This window comes from Marinobacter sp. MBR-99 (genome assembly GCF_040547575.1).
Lineage (GTDB): Bacteria > Pseudomonadota > Gammaproteobacteria > Pseudomonadales > Oleiphilaceae > Marinobacter.
Genome location: NZ_JBEPPY010000002.1, coordinates 91,601 through 113,379, shown reverse-complemented (window position 1 = coordinate 113,379; position 21,779 = coordinate 91,601). Strand labels below are relative to the sequence as shown.

Below are 21,779 nucleotides of genomic sequence, written 5' to 3'. Positions count from 1 at the left end.
GGTGCAGATTGCCTGACTGACAAAAATCTGACAAAGCGGACATTATGGCTGAGAACACTGCTGCACCGGCACCCGCCAAGAAAGGTAAACTGAAGCTCATCATCATGCTGGTGGTGATCATTGTTTTGGCGGTTGCGCTTTCGATCGTTGGAACGCTCTGGTTCCTCGGGGGTGGCCTTCCGGGTGGCGGTGAAGGTGAGCGGGCATCAACGTCAGAGCCGGCCTTTGTCGCCAGCAGCTATATTGACCTGGAGCGCCCGCTGGTAACGACAGTTCAGGCCCAGGGGCGCCAGCGTTACGCCCAGGTTCACCTGTCACTCGAAGCGTCGGACCCAGTCGCCCTGGCCGCGGCGGAAACGCACATGCCGTTGATTCGCAGCCAGTTGGTGATGGTGCTTGGGAAGAGTGAATTCAATGAGCTGCAGACGCCGGAAGGGCGGTCAGCTCTTGCCGAGCAGCTGCTAACGACCGTTAACCAGGTGCTTGAGGAAGAAGGTGAGCCGTCGATCAAGCGGGTGCTATTCAGAAACTTTGTAGTGCAATAGGTACCCGATCGGGTAAACGAATCTCAGGGCAGGGTCAGGTATGCAGGATTTATTGTCACAGGACGAAATTGATGCGCTTCTCCACGGTGTGGATGACGGTGACATAGATACCTATGAAGAGACTGATGAAACCGGCGTAAAGACCTACGACCTGGCCAGTCAGGACCGTATCGTCCGTGGCCGTATGCCCACCCTTGAGATGATCAACGAGCGGTTTGCCCGCTACACCCGTATCAGCCTGTTCAACCTTTTACGCCGGAATGCTGACGTCTCCACCGGTGGCGTGCAGATCATGAAGTTCGGTGAATATATTCACACCCTGTATGTGCCCACCAGTCTCAACCTGTGCAAGGTGCGCCCACTGCGTGGCACCTCGCTGTTCGTTCTGGACGCCAAGCTGGTGTTCAAACTGGTGGATAACTTCTTCGGCGGGGAGGGCAGGCACGCCAAGATTGAGGGCCGGGAATTCACGCCCACCGAAACCCGCATTGTCCAGATGGTTCTGAACCAGGTTTTCCACGACATGAAAGAAGCCTGGCATGCGGTCCTGCAGGTGGAATTCGAATACCTGAGCTCGGAAGTGAATCCGGCGATGGCCAATATTGTCAGCCCGAGTGAAGTGGTGGTGGTCAGTACCTTCCATATCGAACTGGATGGCGGTGGTGGTGAGCTGCACTTTGCTTTGCCCTATTCCATGATTGAGCCCATTCGGGATGTGCTGGATGCCGGGGTGCAGAGCGATATCGACGATGTTGATGAGCGGTGGGTCAACGCCCTGCAGGAAGACATCAAGGAAGTGAATGTTCCGATCAATACAACGGTTTGCCGGCGCAGAATATCACTTAGGGATATTGCCAGGATGAAGGCCGGGGACGTGATCCCTGTAGAAGTGCCCGAGTATTTGACGGTTACCGCCAATGGAATTCCGATCTACAAGGCCACACTGGGAACCCGAGACGGAAAGCTGGCGCTGAGAATTCATGAGCGGGCGACATTGCCCAAAGTAAAGAAACAACTGAAGGTGGGACGCAATGGCTGAGGACGACAAGAAAGACGATAAGGAGCTCAGCGAGGACGAAAAGCTGGCTGCTGAGTGGGAAGCTGCCATGGAGGAAACCGGTGGTTCTGAAGAGAGCGATGCGGATGGCCGTGAGGACGAATGGGCAGCCGCGATGGCCGAAGCCGAGGGCGCCGATGAGCCCGGGCAGGATGTTCGTGCCGCCCCGATGGAAGAATTCCCTGACGACGCTGGTATGGGTGGTAGCGGGGAAGCTCCGGATATCGACGTTATCCTCGATATTCCAGTGACCATCTCCATGGAAGTGGGCAACACCCAGATTCCAATCCGCAACCTGCTGCAGCTTAACCAGGGCTCTGTGATTGAGCTGGACAGACTGGCGGGTGAGCCGCTGGATGTGCTGGTGAATGGCACCTTGATTGCCCACGGTGAGGTTGTGATGGTGAATGAAAAGTTCGGTATCCGCCTGACCGATGTGATCAGCCCGGGTGAGCGCATCAAACGGTTGCAGAAGTAACATGGTGCGACTTCTGAACGGCCTGGTGCCCCTTATTTTTGCTGTTCCAGCATTCGCCGAGGAGGCCAGTGCACCGGCTCGGGACGCTGGCCGAAACGCGCCGGATACTCTGGGGACCATTGTCAGCCTGGGCCTTGGGTTGCTGGCGGTTGTCGCGGTGATCTACGGCTGTGCCTGGCTGATCCGGCGTATGAACGGCATGACCGGCATGAATAACAACGCGATCAAGGTGGTCTCTGTGCTGGCTATTGGGGCCCGGGAGCGGATTGCCCTGGTGGAGGTGGGTGGCCAACAAATATTGCTGGGTATTACCCCTTCCACCATTCGAACCCTGCAGGTGTTCGACCACCCGGTTGTGGATTCCGCCAACCCTCCCACCGGAGAGTTTGCCCGCCGGTTACAGGGCATGATCGGCAAGTCCTGGTCGGCACCGGAAAGGAAAGACTGACGCTATGACCGTGGCCCTGCTCAAACGCTGTCTTCCATTGCTTGTGCTGTTCCCTGGGTTGTTGCTGGCGCCTGTGGCTTTTGCCGACCTGCCGGGCATTCCGGCCTTTACGGTGCAGCCCGGAGAAAACGGAACCGAGGAATACTCGGTAACCCTGCAAATCCTGGCGCTGATGACAGCGCTGACCTTCCTGCCCGCCATGTTGATGATGATGACATCGTTCACCCGCATCATCGTGGTCTTCGCCATTCTTCGGCAGGCCCTGGGTTTGCAGGCAACGCCATCCAACCAGATTCTGCTGGGCTTGGCTCTGTTCCTGAGTATTTTTATCATGAAGCCGGTACTGGAAGAGGCCAATCGGGTGGGGCTGCAGCCCTACATGCAGGAAGAGGTCACCTCCCTGGAGGCGGTGGAGCTGGCCAGTCAGCCGTTCCGCCGGTTCATGCTGGAGCAGACGCGGGAGTCGGATCTTGCGTTGTTTATGCGCATCGCCGATGTGCAGTATGAAACCCCCGAAGACGTTTCCTTCTGGGTGCTGATGCCGGCATTTGTGACCAGTGAACTCAAGACGGCGTTTCAGATCGGGTTTATTCTGTTCATACCCTTTCTTATCATCGATATGGTGGTGGCCAGTGTTCTGATGGCCATGGGTATGATGATGCTGTCGCCCATCATCATCTCCTTGCCTTTTAAAATCATGCTCTTTGTTCTGGTGGATGGCTGGGCGCTGATCATGGGCACCCTTGCCGCCAGTTACGGGATATAGGAGGCCAACCATGACCCCTGAGACCGTGATCGACATTCTGCGCGAAGCGCTCTGGATGATCGTGTTGCTTGCCGCTGTCATTATCGGGCCGGGTCTGGTGATCGGTCTGGTGGTGAGTACCTTCCAGGCAGCTACCCAGATCAACGAGCAGACCCTGAGCTTTCTACCTCGCCTGTTGGTCACACTGATAGTGATCATTGCGCTCGGCCCGTGGATGCTGACCCTGCTGCTCGATCATGCCAATCGCCTGATATCCAGCATCCCTTTCCTGATCGGCTGACGGGATGGTACCGGCGGAGTTCAGTGCAGACCTGATTGGCCAATGGGTGGGCCAGCACCTGTGGCCGCTGTTCCGGCTGGCCAGCTTTTTGATGGTCATTCCCATTTTCGGTACCCAACTGGTACCTGCACGAGTGCGGCTTGGGCTGGCCCTGCTGATGACCGTGCTTATTGCCCCACTGATCCCCGAAGTTCCCCAGGTTGAGGCGTTCAGCGCCGATGCCGTGGTGATCACCCTGCAGCAGATCCTGATCGGCGTTGGGCTGGGGTTTGCGCTGATGGCCCTTTGGCAGCTTTTCGTGATTGCCGGCCAGATGATCGCCATGCAGATGGGTCTTGGTTTTGCCTCCATGATGGACCCGGCCAATGGCGTCAACGTGCCGGTACTGGCGCAAATCTACACCATCACCATCACTCTGTTGTTTCTCGCCATGAACGGACACCTGGTGGCGTTCGAAGTGTTCATTGAGAGCTTCTACATCATGCCCATTGGCATGGAGGGGCTTGGCCAGGCGGGGGTGTGGGACCTTGCCCACCGGATCAGCTGGATGTTTGTGTCGGCCATTCTACTGGCACTGCCCGCCGTCACTGCCGTGTTCATCGTCAATATCTCCTTTGGCGTGATGACCCGCGCCGCTCCGCAGATGAATATCTTTGCCCTCGGTTTCCCCATTGGCCTGATTTTTGGATTGTTTGCTATCTGGGTGCTGCACGCCAATTTTCTGCCGCACTTTGAGCAGTACACCCGGGAAACCTTTGATTTTATGCGGCAGCTGCAGGGGCAACCATAGCCATGGCTGAAGAGAACGATAACAGCCAGGAGAAAACCGAAGAGCCGACCCCCCGACGACTTGAGAAAGCCAAGGAGGACGGCCAGACTGCCCGTTCGAAAGAGCTGGCCACCATGGCGGTGTTGCTGGCCGGGGCCGGGGGATTGTTGATGTTTGGTGGCGGCCTGGGCAATACCCTTGAAGGCATCATGCGCGACTCGTTTGTGATTGAGCGTGCCGCGATCTACGACACCCGCCACATGAGTGTTCAGCTCATACTTTCTGCCAAGGCAGCTGCCTTTGCCTTGTCTCCCATTCTGATCATGCTCTTGGTGGCGGCCATCGCAGGCTCTATTGGCATTGGTGGTTTGTTGTTCAGCGCCAAGGCGATTGCCCCGAAAGGCAGCCGGATGAATCCCATCAAGGGTCTGGGGCGGATGTTCTCGATGCGCTCCCTCATTGAGCTGGTCAAGGCGATTGCCAAGGTGGGGTTGGTGCTTTCGGTGGCCATTCTGATTCTCAACCTGCGCACTGAGGACCTGCTTGCGATCGCTGAAGAGCCGGTTATTCCGGCCATGGCCCATGTGGTCTGGACCTTGGGCTGGAGCTTCTTTTTCCTGTCTTGTGCCACCATCATCATTGCCATGATTGATGTGCCGTTTCAGATCTATGATCACCAGAAGAAACTACGTATGACCAAGCAGGAGGTGAAGGACGAGTACAAGGACACCGAGGGTAAGCCGGAGGTAAAGGGCAAGATTCGCCAGTTGCAGCGTGAGATGGCCCAGCGCCGGATGATGCAGGACGTGCCGACAGCGGATGTGGTGATTACCAACCCGACCCATTATGCGGTGGCGTTGAAGTACAACCAGGATTCGATGGGTGCGCCGGTGGTGGTGGCCAAGGGGGCGGATGAGATTGCCTTCAAGATCATGGAAATTGCCCGTGAGCACAAGGTAGAAATCCTGCGGACGCCGCCGCTGACCCGGGCGGTGTATCACAATACCGATGTGGGGCAGGAAATTCCCGACGGTTTGTATATGGCCATTGCTCAGGTGTTGGCTTATGTGTTTCAGCTTCGGCAGTTCCGAAAGGGGCGCGGGGCAAAACCGGGCATGCCTGATTTTCCGATTCCGCCGGAGATGCGGCGCGATATTTAGATCGTGGAGTTTGGCTCTGATTGTAGCCTGATGGTTTGGTGTGGCGAGCCGTCGGCATGGCCTCCCAAAAAACGCTACGAGCTCATCCATGAGCGCTTCGCTCCGGCCATCCATGGCCTTCGAGATTTTTGGGAGGCCATGCCGACGGCTCGCGACCGAATTGGCCAGTATGGGAATCAGAGCGTTCGTGAATTGAATCGGACAACGCCGGGATGGAAATCCGGCGGCTGTTAGGGGAGAGAGGTCAGGCCGAGCTCGGTGTCGACCTGACCGGTTTCATTTACTAAGCCTTGGGCTCCTGAATTCGCTTACCCCAGGCTTCTTTCTCGCCCGGCAGAATAAGGTTCAAGGCGATCGCGACAACCGCGCACAGAGCAATACCTTCCAGCGTTCCAATCACCATGTTGCCGATGCCGAATACCAGGGTCACGCCTACGATGACCAGGTTACGGGACTGGGACAGGTCTACCTGGTGGCGGATCAGGGTGTTCAGGCCGACCACGGCGATGGAGCCGAACAGCAGGCACAGGATGCCGCCCATAACCGGAACCGGAATGGTCTGCAGGGCTGCACCGAATTTGCCGACGAAGGCCAGGACGATGGCAGTACCCGCGGCCCACCACATTACTTTCGGGTTGAAGTTGCGGGTCAGCATGACGGCGCCGGTGACTTCAGAGTAGGTGGTGTTGGGTGGTCCGCCGAGCATGGAGGCAGCACTGGTGGCCAGGCCGTCGCCCAACAGGGTGCGATGCAGGCCGGGCTTTTGCAGGTAGTTTTTGCGGGTGACGTTGCCGATGGCGAGTACGTCACCGATGTGTTCAATGGCCGGGGCGATGGCGACCGGGATCATGAACAGGATGGCGCCCCAGCTGAAGGAGGGGGCGACAAAGTTGGGAACAGCAAACCAGGGGGCTTCCTGAATTGGTGTGGTATCTACAATGCCGGCGAACCAGGACAGGATGTAGCCGACGATAACGCCAAACATGATCGGGATCAGCCGGAAGATGCCCTTGGCCCAGACCGACATGACGATGGTGACGGCCAGGGAGATCATGGCAATGACGATGGCGGTGTTGTAAGGCACCAGTTCGGCGGCGCCGTCTCCGGTGCGGCCAGAAGCCATGTGTACCGCAACGGATGCCAACCCCAGGCCGATGGTCATGATTACCGGGGCGATGACCACCGGTGGCAGCAGGCGGGTGACGAATCCGGTGCCCCGGGCCCGTACCGCACCGGCAAGGATAATGTACAGGATGCCGGCCGCCATCAGGCCGCCGAGCGTTTCTTCCAGGCCAAAGCGGCCTTTGGCGGCGATGATCGGCGCGATGAAGGCAAAGGATGAGGCCAGGAAAATGGGGATCTGGCCGCCGGTGACTATGTGGAAAATCAGGGTGCCCACGCCGGCGGTAAACAGCGCCACGTTGGGGTCCAGCCCGGTGATCAGGGGCATCAATACCAGGGCGCCGAAGGCGACCAGTAGCATCTGGGAGCCGGCTAGTGCCTGCTTCCATACGGGTTCATTGGTGTGTTCCTGCATGCTCAGACGTCCTTCTGCTTGGTGCCGAAGATCTTGTCACCGGCATCCCCCAGGCCAGGCAGGATGTAGCCTTTTTCGTTCAGGCGCTCATCAACAGAAGCGGTGTAGATGGAAACGTCCGGGTGTTTCTCCAGTACTTTCTCGATACCCTCCGGGGCAGCCACCAGCACCAGGGCCCGAATTTCGGTGCTGCCGGCTTTCTTGAGCAGGTCGATGGTGGAGATCATGGAGCCACCGGTGGCCAGCATCGGGTCGATGATCAGGGCCATACGCTGGTCCAGCTCGCCCACCAGCTTTTCCAGATAGGTTTCAGCTTCCAGGGTGTCTTCGTTACGGATCTGGCCTACCACGCTCACTCGTGCCACCGGGATCAGGCTCAGCACGCCGTCGAGCATGCCCAGGCCAGCGCGCAGAATCGGCACGATGGTGACTTTCTTGCCGTGAATCTGTTCCACGGTCACCGGCCCGGCCCAGCCATCAATGGTCTTTTCCTGCAGGTTGAAGTCTTTGGTCGCCTCGTAGGTCAGAAGCGCGCCAACTTCCTGTGCCAGTTCACGAAAATTCTTGGTGCTGATGTCTGCGCGGCGCATCAGGCCGAGTTTGTGGCGGATCAGGGGGTGCTTCACTTCGTGGATCGGCATTGGGGTCACCTGTGTGTTCGAATGTTCGGGCTTGGATTCGGATGCAATAAATGGCGCAAGGATACCGTATCTGGGCGCCTGCGTCAGGCGCTGGTCGTGCTGTAGATATCAAAAATTGTAAGGCCTGGTACGGTTCTTGCGATAACTCTCCCAGATTGGCGCGCCGCGTCAGATTTTCGACCCTGACAGTTCCGGAAAGCACGGCAGAGCGGAGAAGTATCCAGCATGGACAGAGCGTTAGTTCTGAGTAACGTCAAAACCCTGACGCGGGGCAGTATCGGTATTCCGCTGATGCTGATGGGCTTGTTGGGTATGATGATCCTGCCCATGCCGGCCTTCCTGCTGGATGTGTTCTTTACCTTCAACATCACTTTGTCCATCGTCATCCTGCTGGTGTGTGTGTACGCGCTTCGGCCCATGGAGTTTGCGTCGTTCCCGACGGTACTGCTGGTTGCCACGCTCCTGCGTCTGGGGTTGAACGTGGCCTCTACCCGGATTGTCCTGCTCAACGGTCACGAAGGTGGCGATGCCGCCGGTAAGGTGATCGAATCGTTCGGTGAGGTACTGATCGGCGGTAACTACGCCGTTGGTCTGGTGGTGTTTGCCATCCTGATGATCATCAACTTCCTGGTAGTGACCAAGGGCGCCGGCCGGGTGTCGGAAGTCAGTGCCCGCTTTACCCTGGACGCCATGCCCGGCAAACAGATGGCCATTGATGCGGATTTGAACGCGGGCCTGATCAACCAGGACGAGGCCAAAAGCCGCCGTTCGGAGATTGCCCAGGAAGCGGATTTCTATGGGTCCATGGATGGTGCGTCCAAGTTTGTGAAGGGCGATGCCATTGCGGGGTTGCTGATTCTTGCGATCAATATCATCGGTGGTATCTCGATCGGCATGCTCCAGCATGGCCTGGACTTTGGCCTGGCGATGCAGCGGTACGCGCTGCTGACCATCGGTGACGGCCTGGTTGCCCAGATTCCATCACTGTTGCTGTCTACTTCCGCTGCCATCATGGTAACGCGGGTAACGGCCAGCCAGGACATGGGCGGGCAGATCATTCATCAGATGTTCAACGCGCCGAAGGCCATCGGTATTGCCGCCGTCATCCTGATTATCCTGGGCCTGATTCCGGGCATGCCCCATGTTGCTTTCCTTGGATTGGGCAGCCTTGCGGCCGGTGCGGCCTGGCTGATCTGGAAAAAGCAAAGCCAGACTGTGGAAGAAGAGGGCGTTTACGCCGGTCGTGGCGGCATGGCTGGTGGAGCGCCCCGTGCCGGTGGCGAGGTGGTTCAGGATCGGTCCGGCGCAGAAGGACAGGCGCTGCCGGCGCCCGGTGAAACCCGGGAGCTGGGCTGGGATGATGTGGCGACCGTTGACATCGTTGGTCTGGAAGTGGGCTACCGGCTGATTCCTCTGGTCGATAAATCCCAGGGCGGGCAGCTGCTCAGTCGCATCAAGGGGGTTCGCAAAAAACTGTCTCAGGATCTGGGTTTCCTGATGCCGTCAGTGCACATTCGGGACAATCTGGACCTGATGCCGAACGTCTATCGCATTACCCTGATGGGTGTGACCATTGCCGAGGCGGAGATTCACCCGGAACGTGAGCTGGCCATTGATCCGGGCCAGGTGTTCGGCAAGGTGGAAGGCATTGCCGGCAAAGACCCGGCCTTCGGCCTGGATGCCATCTGGATTGAGCCTGACAAGAAAGACCAGGCCCAGACTCTGGGCTACACCGTGGTGGATGCCAGCACGGTGGTGGCTACCCACCTTAACCAGATTCTGCAAAAGCACGCCCATGAACTTATCGGCCATGAAGAGGCCCAGAAGTGGCTGGACCAGTTGGAGAAAATGGCTCCGAAACTGGCTGAGGAGCTGGTGCCTACGACGATCTCCGTGAGCGTCCTGTTGCGGGTGCTTCAGAATCTGCTCCGGGAAGAAGTGCCGGTCAGGGATATGCGCTCCATTGCCGAAGCCATCGTTAACGTCCACCCCAGAAGCCAGGACCCGAAACTGTTGACCACCCTGGCTCGGCAGGCGTTGCGCCGAATGATCGTTCAAAGCATCTGTGGCAACGACACCGAGATACCGGTGATCACTCTGGATCCAGACCTGGAACAGTTGTTGCTTAAGTCAGTACAACAGAGTCAACAATCCGGCGGACAGGACGATATTGGCCTGGTGCTTGAGCCCAATATGGTGGAAAAGCTGCAGCGGTCCCTTCAGGACAGTGTTCAGCGCCAGGAAATGCTGGGCAAGCCGGCGATTCTTCTGGTTTCCGGGCCCTTGCGGCCAGTGCTGGCAAAGTTTGCCAGTTATGGGGTAGAGCGTTTGCATGTGCTCTCGTACCAGGAAATTCCGGATAACAAACAGATCACGATAGTCGCCTCTGTTGGTCAGTAAGGCCGGCAGGGCAAGGCGAACACCCGATTCGGGCACGCCGGTGGAGGATGAAGCGCTATGAAAGTACAACGGTTTTTTGCAAAGACCATGGCCGAAGCCCTGAAACAGGTCAGTCATGAGATGGGACCGGATGCCGTTATTTTGTCCAATCGCCGGGTGGACGGAGGCGTCGAAATTGTGACGGCCCTGGACTATGACGAAAATATGGCACGCCAGCGCCTTGGCGAGAAAGCGGCACAGGCCACCAACGGCTCGCGCCTGGCGGAGCTGCAGGCAGACCAGCATCGTCGGCTGGAAGAAGAGTTGAACCGATCACGCAGTCGCATTCGCGAAGTGCGGGAGAAGCGGGCGGGTGTCGGCGCGGAATATGATCGTGCACTGGCTGACGATCGGCCGGCTGCCGACTGGTCAGGTGAGTTGGCCGGCGGGTCGACCTCGGTGGGCAATGCAGGTGGCCGGCCAGCGGCGGGCTACTCGGATGAGTTGGCGAGCATGAGAGCGGAAATCAACTCCCTGAGAGAGATGGTCAGCGGCCGTACCTCGGTAACCGAGAATCCTGCAGTCGCGGCATCCAATGCAGTTCAGCAGAGGCTTGCCGAGCGGCTGCAGGAATTTGGTCTGGGCGCGGAGCTGGCAACCTCTCTGTCCCGTCAGCATCGTGCCGGCAGGTTGGAAGACGGTTGGAAGCAATCCCTGAAGATGCTGGCCACCGGCGTGCGTACCGCTCGGGAAGACTGGCTTGAGGCCGGCGGCGTCTATGCGCTGGTGGGGCCAACCGGGTCTGGGAAGACCACCACCATTGGCAAGCTGGCAGCCCAATATGTACTGGAGCATGGGCCGGATTCCCTGGCGTTGGTCACCACCGATCGCTACCGGGTGGCAGCCCATGAACAGCTATTCGTGTTTGGCCGTATTCTCAATGTGCCGGTCCGGGTTGTGGACGAGAGTCATTCCCTGGATGACATTCTGGACGAATTGTCAGATCGGCACCTGGTTCTGATTGATACCGCCGGGCTGACCAGCTCGGATCGCGGTTATCAGGAACAGCTGGCGGAGTTGGCCCGGAGCGATCACAATATCCGTACCCATCTGGTCGTGTCTGCCACCAGCCAGCCGCGCATCATGAAATCCGTGTGGCATTGCTATAAGATGGCAAACCTTGCAGGCTGCGTCATGACCAAGATTGACGAAGCGCTGACACTGGGTGAGTCTTTGGGCTTTGTCATGGAAACCGGCCTGCCAGTGGCGTGGTATACCGATGGCCAGAAGATTCCCGAAGACCTGCACCGGGCAGAGGCCATTCCTCTGGTGCGGTTGGGCGTAGAACGCCTGAAAACAATGCAGCACGGCCAGGCCGTTGCAGAAGGGGCCTGAGGCCCGGTGGTACAGCCGGTGCGCTGCCGTTTGTGCCCACACAAGAACGCAGTAAGAGACTGATAACAGTATGAGCAGACCACATCCGGTTCAGGTGATTGCGGTTACCGGCGGCAAGGGCGGTGTCGGCAAGAGTAATGTGTCCGTCAACCTCGGTATCGCGCTGGCCCAGAAAGGCCGGCGGGTGGTGTTGCTGGATGCAGACCTTGGCCTTGCCAATATCGACGTGCTGTTGGGCATTACCGCCAATCGCAATCTGCAGGATGTGCTCAGTGGCGAGTGCGACCTCAAGGACGTTCTGGTCAACGGCCCGGGTGGTATCAAGATTGTTCCCGCATCGTCCGGCACCCAGCGTATGACCCAGTTGAGCCCGATGGAACATGCGGGGCTGATCAACGCCTTCAGCGAGCTGGGTGACCAGATTGATGTGCTGATTGTTGACACCGCAGCCGGTATTTCCGAGTCCGTCGTCAGTTTCCTGCGGGCCTCCCAGGAATTGCTGCTGGTGGTGTGCGATGAGCCTACCTCGATTACCGACGCCTATGCCCTGATCAAGCTGATGAATCGCGACTACGGTACCAACCGTTTCCGTATTCTGGCGAATCAGGTGCGAAATGAGCAGGAAGGTCGGCATCTGTATGAAAAACTGACCCGTGTCACCGAGCGTTTCCTTGATGTAGCACTACAATATGTAGGTATCGTGCCTTACGACGAAGCCGTCAAAAAAGCCGTTCAGCGGCAGCGGGCCGTTCTGGATGCCTATCCACGGGCCAAGGCGTCGCTGGCGATCCGTGCCCTGGCAGAGAAAGTGGACAGCTGGCCGCTGCCATCATCGCCAAGAGGGCATCTGGAGTTTTTCGTGGAGCGGCTCGTCGAAGTCTGATCTGAATCCAGTCCTACAAGAAAATCGGATACATGACATTGGCGAAAAACCTGGGAATCTACCATCAGGCTGGCGCAAAAGGCCCCTCTCAGCTGATTGAGGAGCATGCGCCGCTGGTCAAGAAAATCGCCCTACACTTGATGGCCCGTTTGCCGGCCTCGGTTCAGCTTGAAGATCTTATGCAGGCGGGCATGATCGGCCTGCTGGAAGCTGCGCAACGCTATTCCACCGGCAAGGGTGCCACCTTTGAAACCTACGCAGGTATTCGTATCCGCGGTGCCATGGTGGATGAAATCCGCAAGGGCGACTGGGTTCCCCGCTCCGTTCACCGTAATGCCCGCCGTATCGCGGCAGCCATCAAGACGGTTGAAGACCGCACCGGGCGCGAGGCCCAGGATGTTGATGTTGCCGAAGAGCTGGGCATTGACCTGTCGGAATATCATGCCTCCCTGGCAGACGCCAACAGTGGCCGACTTTTTAGCCTTGATGAGCTCAATGAATCCGGGGAGCTGCCGATAGAAGAAACAGAGGCCAGCGATAATCCCCTGGATGGCATTGCATCAAATGCATTCCAGAAAAGCCTGGCAGAGGCAATTGAGGAGCTTCCTGAGCGAGAAAAGCTGGTGTTGAGCCTCTACTACCAGGAAGAGCTCAACCTGAAGGAAATTGGCGCGGTGCTTGGCGTCAGCGAGAGCCGGGTCAGCCAGATTCATAGCCAGGCGGCCCTTCGTCTCAGGGGACGGTTGTCCGATTGGCGGGAAGACGAGCCAGAATAAACCGGGCCGGCGCTGACCGCGCGGCGCGTAACTGTGTAGATTTTGGTAACCGGCGCTTTACAACGCGGCCAAACAACACACAATAAGCGGTTAAAGCAGCGGCCTGCTAGACTTTCAAAAGGCTTAATGAAATCCGGGTGTTACTGACTGGAGGTCCCATTGGACAAAAACATGAAAATTCTCATTGTGGATGACTTTTCCACAATGCGGCGAATCATCAAGAATCTGCTGCGCGATCTTGGCTTCACCAATACGGATGAAGCGGACGATGGCAACACTGCCTTGCCCATGCTCAGGAGCGGCAAGTACGACTTCCTGGTGACCGACTGGAACATGCCAGGCATGTCGGGTTTTGATCTGCTCAAGGCGGTGCGGGCAGACGAGAACCTGAAGAACCTGCCGGTGCTGATGGTAACTGCGGAGGCCAAGCGTGACCAGATTGTGGCGGCGGCCCAGGCCGGCGTTAACGGGTACGTCGTCAAACCCTTTACCGCTGCCGTTCTCAAGGAAAAGATTGAGAAGATCTTCGAGCGAATCCAGTAACCAGAGGTCGGATGGCTGTCATGACTGACAAGAACGAGAACCATCAGGGCCTCGACCCGGAGGTAACCGAAAAGCTCCAGCAGCAGAGTTCGGAGTTGGCCGAATGTATCAGTTCCGGTAACTACGCCCGGGCAATGTCGGTGATCAACGAGCTAAGTGAAGTTCGCGACCAGAGCCTCTATCGGGAAGTGGGGCGGTTGACCCGGAGCCTGCACGAGGCTATCCGGAATTTTCAGATAGACGCCCGCAGTGCCGAGCAGAAAGAAGCCTTGTCCAAGATGTCCGATGCCTCGGATCGGCTGGCCTACGTTGTCCAGATGACCAGCCAGGCGGCCAATCGCACCATGGACCTGGTCGAAGAAAGCATGCCGGTGGCGCACACCATGCGCGACGAAGCGACCGCCCTGCGAGACGAATGGCAGCGGTTGCGCCGTCGGGAAATGGAGCCGGCAGAATTCCGGGAACTGTACGGCCGCATTGATCGCTTCTTTGCGGGCCTGGCCACAGATTCCGATACCCTGTACAGCAATCTGTCTGAAATCCTTCTGGCCCAGGACTTCCAGGATCTTACCGGGCAGGTTATCCAGAAAGTCACGGCCCTTGTGAAAGAAGTCGAAGAGAACCTGCTTGGCCTGGTGGTGATGGCCAGCCACGTGGACCAGCTCACCGGCACCGTGCACCAGATTGAAGAAAAAGAAGAATCGGCCGAAAAAGGGGTAGGGCCTCAGATCAAGGCTGAGGAGCGTGATGATGTAGTTTCGGGGCAGGACGACGTTGATGACCTGTTATCCAGTCTCGGTTTCTGAACGATTATAGAGGGTGACGCATGGCGTTTGATGCCGACGAAGAGATCCTGCAGGACTTCCTGGTTGAGGCCGGCGAGATTCTCGAAAAGCTGTCCGAGCAGCTGGTAGATCTTGAACAGCATCCGGATGACAGCAACCTGCTCAACGCCATCTTCCGTGGTTTCCACACGGTCAAGGGCGGTGCCGGGTTCCTGCAGCTCGAAGCGCTGGTCAACTGCTGTCACTCTGCGGAAAATGTGTTCGATATCCTTCGCAACCACAAGCGCAAGGTTACCTCCGAATTGATGGACGTGGTGCTGGAAGCCCTGGACCACGTCAACGCCATGTTTGATCAGGTTCGTAACCGTGAAGAGCCGACGCCGGCTCCGGACGAATTGATCGCCGCGCTGGATGAACTTGCCAAGCCGGAAGGCGACACGGCAGCGCCGGCAACGCCAACGCCAGAACCCGAACCTGCCGTGGGTGCCGGCAATGATTCCGGTGATATTACCGACGAAGAGTTTGAGCAACTGCTGGATGCCCTGGCCGATGAAAAAGGTGCGGAGCAACAGCCGGCGGCCGCACCGGAAAACACCTCTGCCAATGACGCCGGGTCAGACGGCGACGAGATCACCGACGACGAATTTGAAGCCCTGCTGGACCAGTTGCATGGCAAAGGCCAGTTTGCCGGCCCCCCGGTTGTTGATAACGACACCCCGCCGGAGCCGGAACCAGAAGAACCGGCAAAATCATCCACTGGTGATGATCTGATCACCGATGACGAGTTTGAAAATCTGCTGGATGAGCTGCACGGCAAAGGCAAGAGCCCTGGTGCAGCCCCCGCAGCGGAGACCAAACCTGAGCCTGCGGCCAAGCCTGAGCCAAAGAAGCCGGAGCCAAAACAACCGGAACCCGCCAAGCAGGAAGCCAAACCGGCAGCCCCCGCCGCCCCGGCAAGAGATGCGGCGCCCGCAGCCGAGACCACTGTGCGGGTGGATACCAAGCGCCTTGACGACATCATGAATATGGTGGGTGAGCTGGTGCTGGTCCGTAATCGCCTGCAGCGTCTGGGTTCCGAGAGCGAAGATGAACATATGCACAAGGCGGTCGCCAACCTCGACGTGGTGACCACCGATTTGCAGGCGGCGGTCATGCAGACCCGCATGCAACCGATCAAAAAGGTATTTGGGCGCTTCCCACGGGTGGTACGAGACCTGGCCCGAGGGCTGAAGAAAGAAATCAACCTGGTGATGCACGGGGAAGAAACCGACCTGGACAAGAACCTGGTCGAAGCGCTGTCCGACCCGCTGGTTCACCTGGTAAGAAACTCCGTTGATCATGGCATTGAAATGCCAGAGGTGCGGGAAAAGGCCGGTAAGCCCCGTGCTGGCACCGTTACCCTGTCAGCGGAACAGGAGGGGGATCATATCCTGCTTTCCATCTCTGACGATGGCGCGGGTATGAACCCTGATGTTCTGCGCCGAAAAGCGGTGGAGAAGGGGCTGTACGACCAGGATGCCGCAGATCGACTGACCGATAACGAGTGTTTTAACCTGATTTTTGCCGCTGGTTTCTCGACCAAGGAACAGATATCCGACGTGTCTGGCCGGGGCGTGGGCATGGACGTGGTGAAGACCAAGATCGGCCAACTTAACGGCCAGATCAACATCGTGTCTGAACAGGGCAAGGGCACCAGCATTATTATCAAGGTGCCGCTCACCCTGGCGATCATGCCTACGCTGATGATCATGCTGGGCGATCAGTCCTTCGCCTTGCCCCTGGTGAACGTGGTTGAGATATTTCATCTGGATCTGTCAAAAACCAATATTGTCGACGGCAGGGAATGCATTGTGGTTCGTGACAAGGTGTTTCCTCTGTTCCACATCAAGCGTTGGCTGGTGCATGGCGCGGCCGGTCAGAAAGAACCAGATAATGCCCATGTGGTGATTGTGGCCATGGGCACCAAGCAGGTCGGATTTGTGGTGGACCAGCTGATCGGTCAGGAAGAGGTGGTGATCAAGCCGCTGGGGCGGGCGTTACAGGGTACGCCCGGTATGGCCGGGGCCACCATCACCGGTGACGGCCGCATTGCCCTGATTATTGACGTACCCAGCCTTCTTCAACATTACGGTTAGCGGTGCCAGGGCAGACAACATGCAGGATTGTTTAGGAGAAATGGATGACAGTTTCTGTCCTGGTCGTTGATGATTCAGGGTTCTTTCGCAAACGGCTGACGGAAATCCTCACGGCCTCGGGGCAGATCGAGGTTGTTGGTGCGGCAACCAATGGCCGTGAAGGGGTGGAGCTGGCCGAAAAGCTGCGCCCTGATGTGATTACCATGGACTACGAAATGCCCGTGATGGATGGCATTTCGGCGGTTCGTGAAATCATGAAAAAGCACCCGACCCCGGTATTGATGTTCTCCTCTCTGACGTATGAGGGCGCGCGGGTTACTCTGGATGCCCTTGAAGCCGGGGCAGTGGACTTCCTGCCCAAGAACTTCGAGGAAATTGCCCGGGATACCAGCCAACTTCAGAAAATCCTCATCGATCGGATTCTTGACGTGGCCGGCAGCAAGCCCAGCGGTCGTTCTGCGGCTCCGGTTGCGCGCCCGGCAGCGCCGCGTCCCGGGGTTTCGCGCCCGGCTGCCCCGCAGCCTCCAGAGCGGCCCGCCAGACCGGTAACCCGCGACCGCTCAACCCCGGTCCAGCCAGAGCCGACCCGCGAGCCGGAAACGCCAAGGCGGCCCTCCCGGAAAGCCGCACCAAGACATTACAGCGTGGTTGCAATTGGCACTTCCACAGGAGGACCGGTGGCGCTGCAGAAGGTCTTGACCGCACTGCCGGCGTCGTTCCCGGCTCCCATTGTGCTGGTGCAGCACATGCCTGCCAGTTTTACCCCGGCTTTTGCCGAGCGCCTGAACAAACTTTGCCGTATTCAGGTCAAGCAGGCAGAGGATGGCGATATCCTGAAGCCTGGTCATGCCCTGTTGGCGCCCGGCGGCAAGCAAATGATGATCGAAAATCGTGGCGGTCAGGCGAGAGTCAGGATCCTGCCGGGTGACGAACGGCTGAACTACAAACCCTGTGTGGATGTCACTTTCGGTTCTCTTGCCCGCAGCTTCCCGGGAAAAACCCTGGGCGTCATCCTGACGGGAATGGGAGCAGACGGTAAGGAAGGCTGCCGGATGATGAAGCAGTCCGGTTCGGTGGTCTGGTCCCAGGACGAGAAATCCTCGGTGATCTACGGCATGCCCATGGCCGTCGCCAAGGCCGGATTGAGTGACGAAATCCTGCCGCTTGATGAAGTGGGTCCCCGGCTGGTTGAAGGCGTGAGCTGATGGATATTCTGAGCCTGCTGGGCATCATCCTTGCCTTTGTAGCCATCCTGGGTGGCAATCTGCTCGAAGGTGGTGCCGTCGGCTCCCTGTTCAATGGGCCTGCCGGGCTGATCGTGGTTGGGGGCACACTGGCGGCCACCATTCTGCAAACCTCCTGGCCGATGCTCAAGCGTGCCATGGCGCAGATTCGCTGGGTGTTTGTGCCGCCCTACATCAGCCTGGAAGATGGTATTGGCAAGGTCATCGATTGGAGCGTCAAGGCTCGTAAGCAGGGTTTGCTGGGCCTTGAGGGCCTGGCAGAGCGAGAGCCGGAGAAATTTGCCCGCAAAGGGCTGCAGTTGCTGGTTGACGGCGCTGAGCCGGAAGCCATCCGCAGCATTATGGAAGTGGATCTGGAATCCCGTGAACAGCGGGATCTTGAGGCGGCGCGTATCTACGAAGCCATGGGTGGTTATTCGCCGACGATCGGTATCATCGGGGCGGTCATGGGCCTGATACAGGTAATGACCAACCTTGAAGACCCGCAGTCCCTGGGCAGCGGCATTGCCACCGCGTTCGTAGCCACCATCTACGGCGTGGCCCTGGCTAATCTGCTGTTTTTCCCTGTCGCCAACAAGTTGCGAAGTATCGTCAAGGAACGTACCCGCTACGAAGACATGATGATCGATGGCATCATCGCCATCGCTGAGGGTGAGAACCCGAAATCCATTGAACTGAGGCTGCGGGGCTTCCTGCAGTAATCAGTACGGAATAGCCTATGCGTCGGCGCAGACAACCCCAGGATGACCTGCACAACAAAGAGCGTTGGCTGATTTCCTACGCGGATTTCATCACGCTTCTGTTCGCTTTTTTTGTCGTCATGTACTCGGTGTCTTCGGTTAACGAGGGCAAATACAAAGTTCTGTCCGAAACCCTGACAGGCGTGTTTAACGCACCCCAGCGCTCGGTGCAGCCGGTCCAGGTGGGCGACCAGCCACTGCGGGTACGGACCAGTTCACCAGAAGACGTCATTCCCCCGCCGGTCACCGAAGCCCCTCGCAATCCTCAACTGGATGCCGAGAGCCGCACACAAGCCCTCAGAACCATGGCAGATCAACTGACTATGGAGTTTGATGAACTGATCAGTCAGGGCGTGGTCAGCCTGGAAACCAATGAACACTGGCTGGAGCTAAACCTGCCAAACAGCATGCTGTTCAGTAGTGGCGACGCCGAACCCCACTACGATGCATTCCAGGTCATCGAAAAGATCGCGACAGTGCTTCGCAACCGCGATAACGCGGTCAAAGTGGAAGGGTTTACCGATAACCAGCCAATAAGAACCAGCCGGTTTCCATCCAATTGGGAGCTTTCCAGCGCCAGGGCATCGGCCGTGGCTCGTATGTTGATGATGGAAGGTGTAGAACCCGAACGCCTGGCCGCGGTTGGTTACGGCCAGTACCAGCCGGTGGCGAGAAACGATACCGAGGAAGGGCGGCGGCGTAATCGCCGGGTTGTACTTCTGATTTCCCGAGACGCCAGTATTCGTGGTGCCGTTCGCTGATCTGTCGGTGGCAGATGCGTATGGCCGAACTGGCACGCTTCCTGTATTACAGTCTTTTTATCATCCGGATCGGCAAAGGCTTGCCGCGTAAAACGGACAGCGGACAGTCAAGTTTCGGGTCCGCGTGCCGATATGGTCAGTAGCGGCCGGTATTTCTGTCGGGCATAGCCAAACTGGAGTAACAAGAGTGCGAATCTGGGCTGTAGCCAATCAAAAAGGTGGTGTAGGTAAGACAACCTCGGTGGTAGCCCTGGGCGGGTTGTTGGCCGAACGCGGCAAACGCGTGCTGGTGGTCGACCTTGACCCCCATGGCTCTCTGACCAGCTGGTTCGGGTATGACCCCGATTCGCTGGCGCACAGCGTATTCGATCTGTTCCAGCACCAGGGCAAGGTGCCGGAAGGCCTGCCTGCCCAGCTGATTACCGAGACCAGTTGTCCGAATCTGTCGTTGCTGCCGGCCAGCACAGCCCTGGCCACCCTTGAGCGTCGGATGATTGGCGTGGAGGGGATGGGGTTGATTGTTTCCCGGGCCCTGGCGCAACTCTGGGATGACTTTGATTACGTGATTCTGGACAACACCCCGTCGTTGGGCGTGCTGATGGTCAATGCCCTGGCGGCGGCCCAGCATCTGATTATTCCGGTACAGACCGAGTTTCTGGCGATCAAGGGCCTGGAGCGCATGCTGCACACCCTGCAAATGATCATGCGTTCCCAGAAGAACGAATTGGCGTACACCATTGTGCCCACGCTCTATGATCGCCGTACCCAGGCCTCAGTGAAGAGCCTGAATCTGTTGCGTAAAACCTACGGCGACAAGCTCTGGCGTTTTGCCATTCCGGTGGACACCAAGTTCCGGGATGCCAGCCAGGCCGGCGTCATTCCCTCGGAATTGGACGCGGACACCCACGGCGTTCGAGCCTACCGGCACCTGCTCGACGATATTCTGGCGTTGACCGCTACCGCGAAGGAGCGGCAGCATGGCTGACAAAAAAATGACACGGCTGGCCACGCCCGATGCGGCGATCGCCAGCTACCTGGACGAACTTCTGCACACGGCAACCAGCAGTGCCCAGGTGCAAGAGCCGGAAAAGGCTCAGCCAGAACCGACATTGAAAACCGAAGCCCCAACCAGAGTCCGGGAAAAACCGCCTGAGATCGTGAAACCTGAGCCTACCCCGGTTATCGAGAAGGCGCCGACCGCGCCGCTGGTGTCAGCCAGGGTTGTTCAGTCTAAGGCGCAAGAGGTTCGGCAGGCTGAGGCCTCAGTAGCGACCACTCCTGAGCCATCGGCAGCCAGCACGGAGCCACCGACCCGGCCAGATTGGTCTCAGGGGCCGTTTGAATGCCTGATCTTTACGGTAGCCGGCCTGCAGCTAGCGGTACCATTGGTGTTACTTGGTGCCATTCATCGAATTGAAGAGGAAATCCGGCCAATTCCCGGTAGCCCCCGCTGGTACATGGGGATTCGGCCTGACCGGGACCATAACCTGCGGGTGGTGGACACCGCCGAGTGGATCATGGCGGGGCGGGTTCCGGCCGGTGCCCGGGATAACTATCGGTTTGTGATTCGTCTGGATGACAGTGATTGGGGCCTGGCCTGTGACGATGTTGCCCAGTCGTTCACCCTCAAGCCCGATGAGGTACGCTGGCGCACCGCGCGAAGCAAACGGCCCTGGCTGGCTGGCACGGTGATTGATCACATGTGCGCACTGATTGATGTCAGAACCATGGCTCACCTGTTGGTGAGGGCGGAGCGGGAGCATCACCTGGATCTGAGTTGACGTGGCCGCACAGGCGGGAACTGTACAAATTGGTTACTGAAAGAAACCGTGCAAGGCTGGCACGGTTTGTGCCCTTAACTATAGTATTGGGCACTGATGATGAATTTTTGACGATCAGGTTGCCCGCCGGGCAGCCGAGAAGGAGAGAGCGCTATGGCATCCCCGAGCGGACAAGTGAATCAGGCCCAGGATGATCAGGTACTGCAGTACGTGACCTTCCGCCTGGATGATGAGACCTATGGCATCAATGTGATGCAGATCCAGGAAGTACTTCGGTATACCGAGATCGCTCCGGTACCGGGTGCACCGGACTACGTACTGGGCATCATCAACCTGCGGGGCAACGTGGTTACGGTTATTGACACCCGTCGGCGCTTCGGCCTGGCGGATGCGGAAGTGACGGACGCCACGCGGATTGTGGTAATGGAGTCCTCCAGCCAGGTCATGGGAATTCTGGTGGATTCCGTGGCGGAAGTGGTCTATCTCAAGGCCAGTGAAATTGAAACTGCACCGAACGTGGGTAACGAGGAAAGTGCCAAGTTTATCCAGGGCGTGTGCAACAAGAATGGCGAGCTGATCATTCTCGTCGAGTTCGACAAAATGTTGTCAGACCACGAGTGGGCTGAAATCGCATCGCTGTAAGGGCCAGTCCTTCCAGCGCTCCCGATGGACGTCT

Annotated in this window: 23 protein-coding genes; 21 read left to right on the top strand and 2 right to left on the bottom strand. The window is 58.1% G+C overall.

The features are described from left to right. Nucleotides 1–44: 44 nt before the first annotated feature. The 8 genes from ABIE59_RS02325 to flhB are packed head-to-tail and all read left to right on the top strand — an operon-like array spanning nt 45 to nt 5,503. Nucleotides 45–545: a flagellar basal body-associated FliL family protein gene (locus ABIE59_RS02325; protein WP_354443878.1), complete on the top strand. Its 501-nt coding sequence runs from the start codon at nt 45–47 to the stop codon at nt 543–545. Between the two features lie 40 nt (nt 546–585). Further along, nucleotides 586–1,584 (top strand): flagellar motor switch protein FliM, encoded by a 999-nt coding sequence (fliM, locus tag ABIE59_RS02320; RefSeq protein WP_072677664.1) that lies wholly within the window; start codon nt 586–588, stop codon nt 1,582–1,584. Beyond that, entirely contained in the window at nt 1,577–2,080 is a 504-nt protein-coding gene (fliN, locus tag ABIE59_RS02315; protein WP_058090165.1) for a flagellar motor switch protein FliN, read from the top strand. The genes fliM and fliN overlap by 8 nt, the downstream gene beginning before the upstream one ends. Nucleotide 2,081: 1 nt before the next feature. Next, nucleotides 2,082–2,528: a flagellar biosynthetic protein FliO gene (gene fliO, locus ABIE59_RS02310; protein ID WP_152437760.1), complete on the top strand. Its 447-nt coding sequence runs from the start codon at nt 2,082–2,084 to the stop codon at nt 2,526–2,528. Nucleotides 2,529–2,532: 4 nt separating this feature from the next. Continuing rightward, entirely contained in the window at nt 2,533–3,294 is a 762-nt protein-coding gene (gene fliP, locus ABIE59_RS02305; protein WP_058090163.1) for a flagellar type III secretion system pore protein FliP, read from the top strand. A 10-nt stretch (nt 3,295–3,304) separates the two neighbouring features. After that, on the top strand, nt 3,305–3,574 hold the full coding sequence (gene fliQ / locus ABIE59_RS02300) for a flagellar biosynthesis protein FliQ (protein WP_106695404.1): 270 nt from the start codon (nt 3,305–3,307) through the stop codon (nt 3,572–3,574). Between the two features lie 4 nt (nt 3,575–3,578). Continuing rightward, complete coding sequence (fliR, locus tag ABIE59_RS02295; protein ID WP_354443874.1) at nt 3,579–4,364, top strand: flagellar biosynthetic protein FliR; 786 nt, start codon at nt 3,579–3,581, stop codon at nt 4,362–4,364. A gap of 2 nt (nt 4,365–4,366) precedes the next feature. Then, on the top strand, nt 4,367–5,503 hold the full coding sequence (gene flhB / locus ABIE59_RS02290; protein WP_354443872.1) for a flagellar biosynthesis protein FlhB: 1,137 nt from the start codon (nt 4,367–4,369) through the stop codon (nt 5,501–5,503). Nucleotides 5,504–5,786: 283 nt separating this feature from the next. Here the strand turns inward: flhB and ABIE59_RS02285 are convergent, their stop codons facing one another. Continuing rightward, nucleotides 5,787–7,040: a uracil-xanthine permease family protein gene (locus tag ABIE59_RS02285; RefSeq protein WP_354443870.1), complete on the bottom strand. Its 1,254-nt coding sequence runs from the start codon at nt 7,038–7,040 to the stop codon at nt 5,787–5,789. A gap of 2 nt (nt 7,041–7,042) precedes the next feature. Next, nucleotides 7,043–7,681 (bottom strand): uracil phosphoribosyltransferase, encoded by a 639-nt coding sequence (gene upp, locus ABIE59_RS02280; protein WP_058090158.1) that lies wholly within the window; start codon nt 7,679–7,681, stop codon nt 7,043–7,045. Between the two features lie 225 nt (nt 7,682–7,906). Here upp and flhA point away from each other — a divergent pair, with 225 nt between their 5' ends. From flhA to ABIE59_RS02215, 13 genes are all read left to right on the top strand, one after another. Further along, the gene (gene flhA / locus ABIE59_RS02275) at nt 7,907–10,081 is read left to right on the top strand and encodes a flagellar biosynthesis protein FlhA (protein ID WP_058090157.1); all 2,175 of its coding nucleotides are present in this window, start codon (nt 7,907–7,909) and stop codon (nt 10,079–10,081) included. A 57-nt stretch (nt 10,082–10,138) separates the two neighbouring features. Then, nucleotides 10,139–11,455, top strand: a complete 1,317-nt coding sequence (flhF, locus tag ABIE59_RS02270; protein WP_354443867.1) for a flagellar biosynthesis GTPase FlhF — start codon at nt 10,139–10,141, stop codon at nt 11,453–11,455. Nucleotides 11,456–11,525: 70 nt separating this feature from the next. After that, nucleotides 11,526–12,338, top strand: a complete 813-nt coding sequence (locus ABIE59_RS02265; protein ID WP_058090155.1) for a MinD/ParA family protein — start codon at nt 11,526–11,528, stop codon at nt 12,336–12,338. A 32-nt stretch (nt 12,339–12,370) separates the two neighbouring features. Further along, complete coding sequence (locus ABIE59_RS02260) at nt 12,371–13,114, top strand: RNA polymerase sigma factor FliA (RefSeq protein WP_061331817.1); 744 nt, start codon at nt 12,371–12,373, stop codon at nt 13,112–13,114. A 159-nt stretch (nt 13,115–13,273) separates the two neighbouring features. Next, nucleotides 13,274–13,657 (top strand): chemotaxis response regulator CheY, encoded by a 384-nt coding sequence (cheY, locus tag ABIE59_RS02255; protein ID WP_011785448.1) that lies wholly within the window; start codon nt 13,274–13,276, stop codon nt 13,655–13,657. Nucleotides 13,658–13,677: 20 nt separating this feature from the next. After that, entirely contained in the window at nt 13,678–14,463 is a 786-nt protein-coding gene (locus ABIE59_RS02250; protein ID WP_138436592.1) for a protein phosphatase CheZ, read from the top strand. Between the two features lie 20 nt (nt 14,464–14,483). Then, the gene (locus ABIE59_RS02245) at nt 14,484–16,577 is read left to right on the top strand and encodes a chemotaxis protein CheA (protein WP_354443863.1); all 2,094 of its coding nucleotides are present in this window, start codon (nt 14,484–14,486) and stop codon (nt 16,575–16,577) included. Between the two features lie 44 nt (nt 16,578–16,621). Next, nucleotides 16,622–17,782, top strand: a complete 1,161-nt coding sequence (locus tag ABIE59_RS02240; protein ID WP_354443861.1) for a protein-glutamate methylesterase/protein-glutamine glutaminase — start codon at nt 16,622–16,624, stop codon at nt 17,780–17,782. Beyond that, nucleotides 17,782–18,522: a flagellar motor protein gene (locus tag ABIE59_RS02235; protein ID WP_061331820.1), complete on the top strand. Its 741-nt coding sequence runs from the start codon at nt 17,782–17,784 to the stop codon at nt 18,520–18,522. The genes ABIE59_RS02240 and ABIE59_RS02235 overlap by 1 nt, the downstream gene beginning before the upstream one ends. A 17-nt stretch (nt 18,523–18,539) precedes the next feature. Further along, a complete protein-coding gene (gene motD, locus ABIE59_RS02230; RefSeq protein ID WP_152437766.1) occupies nt 18,540–19,322 on the top strand; it encodes a flagellar motor protein MotD in 783 nt (260 codons plus the stop codon). Between the two features lie 187 nt (nt 19,323–19,509). Next, nucleotides 19,510–20,307 (top strand): ParA family protein, encoded by a 798-nt coding sequence (locus tag ABIE59_RS02225; protein WP_354443858.1) that lies wholly within the window; start codon nt 19,510–19,512, stop codon nt 20,305–20,307. Further along, nucleotides 20,300–21,103, top strand: coding sequence for a chemotaxis protein CheW (locus ABIE59_RS02220; RefSeq protein WP_354443856.1), 804 nt, complete (start codon nt 20,300–20,302; stop codon nt 21,101–21,103). Before ABIE59_RS02225 ends, ABIE59_RS02220 begins: the two co-directional genes overlap by 8 nt. 153 nt (nt 21,104–21,256) lie before the next feature. Further along, nucleotides 21,257–21,745, top strand: a complete 489-nt coding sequence (locus ABIE59_RS02215) for a chemotaxis protein CheW (RefSeq protein WP_072677648.1) — start codon at nt 21,257–21,259, stop codon at nt 21,743–21,745. Nucleotides 21,746–21,779 lie beyond the last annotated feature (34 nt).